Here is a 6,599-nt window from a genome sequence, read left to right as displayed (position 1 = left end):
GGTAGCCGGGCGCTCGGTCTAAGGCAAATGTGGCGCCGCGCCCGGTGATTGCGGCGTTCGGGGATGTCTGGTTTGAGCCCGATCCCTCGTCCGCTGGAAGCGGACTCCTAAGAAACGGATCGTGTAAGTTGCTTTTGCCCTTACAGGGCTCACATTGGTTGGGGACTGTAACCTGGGGTTTCGATTCGCGTCGTTGCCGCGAATCTCACCCCAGGCTGGAGTCTGTCGTGCCTACGGCACTCCGGAGAGAAGACTCCGCTTAGCTCTTGTTTCTGCCACTGAAACCAGCGCACGAGCGGTCACTCGCTCGGGATGACAGCGAGGATGAGCGGTTACGGGGAGGTGTGCGGTAGAGATGGGGCGATGCGGCACAGGGCATGAAGAGCGCAGGCAAGATGCCTGGGACAAATGTGAAACCGGAGGCGGCGGCAACATGAGGACCAAATCGCCCGGCACGGAGACCGGTCTACATCTCAATTGCCCGGCAGGGACGGCGGGCTAATTCATGTCAATCGTAATCTCCGGCATCTCGGCCGTGTCCACCTCCCACAAGCCACTCTCCGAGTACTCCGGGAAGTGCATCCACAATGGTAGGCCGCGATACTCGACTTCGCATGGCAAAACAACGCCTTCCGGCGGATACATCCGGGTGATTTTCACGTAGCTGCCCGCAAGCAGCAGGCTCATTTTGCAGTGCGCCAGCGCGCCGCGCTCCGTGCTGCGCAGCGGCGCGTTCATGCCGCATACCCTCACCAGATTCCCCGTGCGTCCATCTACATTCCATGACGGCGAGACTACCAGTGTGTTCCCGTCCAACGCATCGATCACGCTCACCAAGTTCATGTCACAGTCCTCCCATCGCGATCCCGAATCACGAGGCCCGAACTGCGGTGGACTACCGTGAATCGATTACCCCGGAGTCGACTCCACCGCTTCCCGCGAAAAGCACGGAATGCGTTGAAATCGTCCAACTATTCAAAATGGTCGCGGTTGATCCGACTCAAGGAAAGGACGCAGTGGACAATCGGACTAAGGCTTTCATTTGAAGGTAGGATTACATCCAGCGTCCCGCCTAACAGCAGCAACTCCGACGAAGGGGAACGACGGAAGGGTGTTCCCATCAAGGGCAGCCGCACAGTCCACTCGCCTTTCTCCCAAAAGACAACCTAATACATCTGGAGCAAGTAGCGTGCCTTGTAGAAGCAGGAGCCAACCTTAACGGATAACTGACTAAATCCCAAGGACTTAAAGCAACCTATCGGCGTCAAGGCTCGGCGAGAGAACCGCTGTCTATGGGGAATTGTCCCGGCTTCGGGACGTGCCGATTCTCAAATATGAGAACTGACGGCAGACTTGAGTCCTCAGAGCACAGCCAGAACCTGGTACGTGGAGACGAATGTGTTCTTTCGGAACTCTATAGTCTAAAGCAGCACGGGCCTGAAGAAGTTCTCACACCTTCCGGCCCGTTTCCCTACCGCCTTCTTATTAAATGAAGAAGTGCTGCCTATGTCACCCAAGTATCTTCAAACGCAAACCTTGTGTTGCTGTTAGTGCTAACGCGGGGTATTCATCTCAATCGGAATATCGGGCAACTCACATGGCATGGCGCGCTTTGCCCGAAGTCCTTGAGTGTACTCCGGAAAATGCATCCACATCGGTACTCCTCGAAACAGGATTTCGCAAGGAAGCACTGAACCTTCTGGAGGGTAAGTCCTCGTAATTGCCACCGTGCTGCCCGCCAACATCAGGCAAACCTTGCTCCGCGCCAATTGACCATCTCGAGTCGTAATGCTCGGCGTCTCCATTCCATATATCCGAACCAGATTCCCGGTGGAATTCCCAGACCTCCAATGGGGCGCCACGATGAGCGTATTGCCATCCAGCGCGTCAACGACATCTACAAAAGTCATGACGCCTCCCTTCGCAGGTACTAGCAACGCTACCTACCAACCGCGCGGCTCGTATCCGACTAAAGGAACCCCCGATTTGGTCCGTATCACCACTCGAATAAGGCAGGCAACGGCAAGTCCCCTCGAGAAAATCCGGTTTGCAATTAAAGGACACCCCACTGGCCCGGGGCGGAATCTCGTCTAGTGCCGCTGAGAGAAGATTCCCCGTAAACGTGGTGTGCCGCCACGCCCTGAGAGCATACGGTGAGCCAGTGGGATGACAGAAGCGAATCGAAGGTGTCAGCAAATGTCGCGGCACGGCACATGTGAATACCCCTTAAATTCGTTAGGTTCGCATCCCCTTATTGCAAGGCTCATGCCGTGTCGCAATAGTGGCTGAGCTATTTACCGCAAGTCATTTACGAACAAGGGGATACAGAAATTGAACTATCGAACAATACCCCATTTGAGGCATCTTGTATGCATATTATTCTCGTATCTGAGACAGGACTATTCCCGAATGTGGGATAGCGGTACTAGGCGACGCCATCGATTGTTGAAATACCCAAGAACATGGCTGTGTCCTGTCACGCTTGGACGCCGTAGCCCGCCATCTTCCGGTATAGTGTGCTTCTGCCCACCCCGAGTATCTTTGCGGCTCGCCCCACATCCCCCTTACACGCTCGCAGAACGTCCTCTAAATGACGCTTCTCTGCTTCAGCGAATGTCACCAGAGCCACTCCGGATTGGTCCGCTACAGGGAGTTGCACAGACAGCCCCAAATCCCCTGGTTCCACTCGGGCGGATTGGGCCACGGTAACCGCCCGCAGTATGCAGTATCGGAGTTCCCGCACATTGCCCGGCCACGAGTGGGCGCATAGAGCTTCTATCGCCTCGGGCGAAAGGCCACGAACCGGTCGTTCCGCTACCCGTCTGCTCTCCTCGAAGAAAAACTCGGCCAAAATGGGTATGTCCTGCTTCCGCTCCCGCAGCGGCGGGACAGAGATCTCAAACCCTGCAAGGCGATGGTATAGGTCCTGGCGAAACTTGCCTTCAGCGACGACGGTCTGCAGCGGCCGGTTTGACGCCGCCACGATCCGCACGTCCACATGGGTTTCTTTCTTGGCCCCAAGCGCACGAAACGTTCCGTCCTCCGCACAACGTAGTATGCGCGCCTGGTTCTCCGGACTCAGGTCCGCTACCTCATCCAGAAAAATGGTTCCCCCATGAGCCTGGGCCATAAGTCCGTCATGCCGTTCTGTCGCCCCCGTAAAGGCACCTTTTTCGTAGCCAAACACTTCACTTTCGAACAGTTCCCGAGGAATCGCCGCGCAGTTTACGGCTATCCACGGTGCTGACGCGCGTCGAGACGCGGCGTGCAATCGCCGGGCACAAAGCTCCTTGCCAGTCCCTGTCTCACCGGATATGAGAACGCTCAAGTCCGAACGCGCTGCAACCTCTATTTGACGTCGGACTTCTTCAATTCCAGGGCTAGTGCCAATAATCGCCCTTGCTTCCCCGGTTCGCGCGCGCAGACACTCGTTGTCGCGCCGCAACGCTTCGTACAGTTCCACCGCGCTAATCGCCGGCCCCAACTGCCGTGTCAGCAGCACCAAGAACTCCAAATCCCGTTCGTCATAGGCTCCACGTGGCGTCTCCGTCTGCAGAACTACTATCCCGCGCGAACGCCCCCCCGCAAACACGGGCGCCACCATGGTGAAGACTAAAACCTTCTTCTCCCCTTCTCGTCTTGTTCCGGGTATCAAAAGGGCGCGATTTTCCGAAATGGATTGTTGCATCGCCGATGTGGGTGCATTGCGCCAATCTCCCGCCCGAAGATGGTCGCACGGGTATGCCACTATCGTCCCCCCGTCTATCACACGACCTATCCATAAACGCTCGGGGTTCAGGCGGCCTTCCAGCTGGCGGCACAACGCATCCAGCAACTCGTTCGCAGTCATCGCGGACGCAAACTCATGCGCCGCCTTGTACAAGAGCATCAAGTCCTCGATAGTCTTTGGACGTGTCTGGCGCGGCGGGCTTACACGCTCCACGTCCAATGAAACGGGCTTTGCATCGTCCCACGACCACGTGTCCTGCACATGTTCGTACTCGCCATTGGCACCACTCTCCACGGATCGCGCACACGCTCCTACGAGATACAGAACTCCACCAACCGAGATCTCATCTCCTATCCGCAGACTTTGCCTCTCTACAGGAAGTCCATTGACCAGGGTAGGATTCCTGCTCCCCAGGTCCTCGATCCAGAGCCCAGTATCCTTCGACTGAACGCGGCAATGGCGGCGCGACACAAGGGGGTCGGACAGCACAATGTCGCAACCCGGCTCGCGCCCGATGGTCAACCCACCGTGCTCGACCAAGTGCGCTGTGCCTTTGCTACTCCCGACCGCACATATCAATTGAAACATGCCAAATACTCCTCAAACACCAAACTCCTGGCGTCATCGGTGCAGCTCTCTCCCCACGAGAGACCCACCGCTCCGCCTTGAATGGCTCCGCTATGAATAGAATATCACCTCCCCCCCCCAAGCTACCATTTGCTACCAAGGCCGTTTTCAGCCTCGGTATCCGTTCCTGATATCCCGCTGAATTCACCGAATCTTCACGTTGTGGACTGCGGAAATTCTTGAAAACTCGAAGAAGATGCTTGAGGTTCGGGTTATTTGGCTTTCCCGCCCCTTCTTACATGTTCTGAGTTGGCGCCTATTATCTCCTGGAATTACCAACCGCCGCGCTTGATTCCATCGCTAAGATTCGTGCGAGCCCGGATCAGCCTCCACACGGCCAGAATTCCAAATCCAAACATCAAAACCAAATCTGTCCAGCGGCCAACGGGTATCACCGGCGGCACTTCAATCTCGAAGTACGCTTCCACTTGAATGTTGCCCGTTACGTTTTGGTCTGCTCGACTGGCACTTGCACAACCATCACTCCACAGGGTGAATTTGTATCCGGGGTCCGGCACTGCGCAGACGGCTGCACCGCTGCTACCGTGCGCGACCGTCTGATTGACGGGCCCCGAAATTGTCCCGTTGGGTCCTGCGGCATAGACGAGCGCGTACTCATTCAAGGCAAACACCGCCGCGACACTGAGCGCTTCGGTGATATTCACATCGATTCGCGGGTTTGCCGTGCTACCATCACTCCACGAAACAAAGTGACTCCCAAGCCCGGGTACCGCGGTAACCGCCGTACCACTCCCGCCGTACGCGACGCTCTGTGCCGTGTCGCCGCTGATGCTGCCATCTCCTTCTGTGGCATAGTTAAGCGCGTACTGGTTGATGCCAATTTCAGCGGATACGCTCATGTCGCTTGTGACATTTTGCTCCGCGCGAGGATTCTCCGTGACTCCATCGCTCCACCTGACAAAGTGATAGCCGGTTTCGGCCGAAGCAGTTACCGGTACCCCGTTGTCACCGTGCGACACCTTTTGCGTCGCAAGGCCGATGAGCGTTCCATGTTCCTGTATCGAATAAGAGAGCGTGTACTGGTTAATGGCAAATTCCGCGGTCACGTCGATGGAAGCGGTAACATCGGTGTCAATACGTTCAGCCGCTAAAAGACCGTCACTCCACGTCACGAAATGGTAACCAAGCATTGCCTCTGCCAGCACGCTACTCCCACTCGAACCGTGATTCACCCACTGCTCCGCGGTTCCCTGAATGACCCCATGCTCTCCCGCCGTGTACTTCAAGCTGTACAAGTTGATGGCAAAGTTCGCGACGAGCGTCATGGCGGCAGTAACATTCGTTACGGTCAACGGATTTGCCGTCGAGTATGGCGCCCCCCCCTTGGACCATCGCACGAAATGATGGCTCGCGGGCGCTTCGGCGGACACTGGTGTTGCGTTTTGGCCATGCACGATTGTCTGCGAGGTAACCCCGATCAGAGCCGCTCCCTCAGTGTCGTCCGTCTGAAACGTGACCGTATATGCCGGCAATTGTGCATCGGCCCACCTCCAGAGGTCGTTCAGGAGCCCCGGCGTCGCAGTTCTTCCGTAGCCCGTGCCTCCAAATAGCCAAAGCGCACCCGATGTATCCGCCCACGATACTCCGTACATCCGTGAACCGGGCGTATTCGCCAGTGCCGCTGTACCTTTCGTACCGTAGGTGCCGACAGAATTGACCAACGCCTTCCCCTTCATCCAGGTCCACGTTAGCGTGCTTGTATCAAGTCTCCACAGGTCGTTTAGGTATGCCTCGTCTGTGACTCGGTCATGGCCGTATCCCCCGAATAGCCACAATTCACCCGATTCATCCAGCCAATTCGCAGCGTAGCTGCGGCCTCCCGGAGAGTTGTCCGCTGCTGGCACACCCAGTTCGCCATAGACTCCGGGTTGTCCCGATATGGATGGGCCTTTCATCCACGTCCAGGTGTTGGTGCTGGAGTCATATGCCCAAAGATCATTCAGATACCCGCGCGTTGCCGCACTGTCATAACCCAGCCCACTAAACAACCACACGGTACCCAGCGTTTCTTTCCACGCCACCGCGTAGCTGCGTCCTCCCGGCGTACTCCCAGACTCCGCCACACCCTGAGTCCCGTACTGGCCTTTCTGATTGAACTGCTTTGCCCCTTTCATCCACGTCCAATCGCCAGTCGAACAGTCATATTTCCATACGTCGTTAAGCGCGCCCATTTGGCTGTTCTCGTCGATGCCATACCCACCGAAGATCCAGAAAACGTCCG

At 56.7% G+C, this 6,599-nt stretch carries 4 protein-coding genes; all 4 read right to left on the bottom strand.

Annotated features, from left to right (window positions below):
• Positions 1–498 precede the first annotated feature (498 nt).
• A complete protein-coding gene (locus K1Y02_24315) occupies positions 499–843 on the bottom strand; it encodes a hypothetical protein (GenBank protein MBX7259507.1) in 345 nt (114 codons plus the stop codon).
• Between the two features lie 710 nt (positions 844–1,553).
• A complete protein-coding gene (locus K1Y02_24310) occupies positions 1,554–1,910 on the bottom strand; it encodes a hypothetical protein (GenBank protein ID MBX7259506.1) in 357 nt (118 codons plus the stop codon).
• 566 nt (positions 1,911–2,476) lie between these two features.
• Entirely contained in the window at positions 2,477–4,318 is a 1,842-nt protein-coding gene (locus tag K1Y02_24305; GenBank protein MBX7259505.1) for a sigma 54-interacting transcriptional regulator, read from the bottom strand.
• A gap of 311 nt (positions 4,319–4,629) precedes the next feature.
• Positions 4,630–6,599: hypothetical protein (locus K1Y02_24300; GenBank protein ID MBX7259504.1), on the bottom strand; the 1,970-nt coding region annotated here is incomplete at its 5' end.

The sequence above is a fragment of the Candidatus Hydrogenedentota bacterium genome (assembly GCA_019695095.1).
Classification (GTDB): Bacteria; Hydrogenedentota; Hydrogenedentia; order Hydrogenedentales; family SLHB01; genus JAIBAQ01.
Note: the sequence above shows the minus strand (reverse complement) of the source record. Positions and strands in the feature narration are given on the sequence as shown.